This window comes from Mesorhizobium sp. M1A.T.Ca.IN.004.03.1.1, assembly GCF_003997555.1.
Classification (GTDB): domain Bacteria; phylum Pseudomonadota; class Alphaproteobacteria; order Rhizobiales; family Rhizobiaceae; genus Mesorhizobium.
In genome coordinates this window covers 1-345 of record NZ_RZTV01000096.1, presented here as the reverse complement: position 1 = coordinate 345, position 345 = coordinate 1, and the positions used below count along the sequence as shown (strand labels likewise).

Here is a 345-nt window from a genome sequence, read left to right as displayed (position 1 = left end):
ATCACAGGCAGACCATAGAGCGCCTTGATGGTCAGCACATGTTCGGGACTCTCGTTGCCATGGAGCTGCAGCATGTCAGGCTTCAGCAGCGACACGATTTCGTCCAGATCGTCATTTGTGGGATCGACGACGACGGCGACGCTCTTCGGCTTGCCACGCGCCGGTTCGGCAAGCTTTGCCGCCACATCCGGCTCGACGTAACGCGGGCTCTTTTCGAAGAAGATAAAACCGATATGGGTCGCGCCGCGTTTCAACGCGCGATCGATCGCTTCGGGCGTCTTCAAGCCACAGATCTTGATATCGGGTTTCATGGCAGCGAAGTGACACGAAATGCTGCAAGAGTCG

General features: G+C 57.1%; 1 pseudogene. It reads right to left on the bottom strand.

The features are described from left to right. Positions 1–311, bottom strand: a pseudogene (locus EOD29_RS30865) (N-(5'-phosphoribosyl)anthranilate isomerase); the annotation flags it as partial. Positions 312–345: the final 34 nt, after the last annotated feature.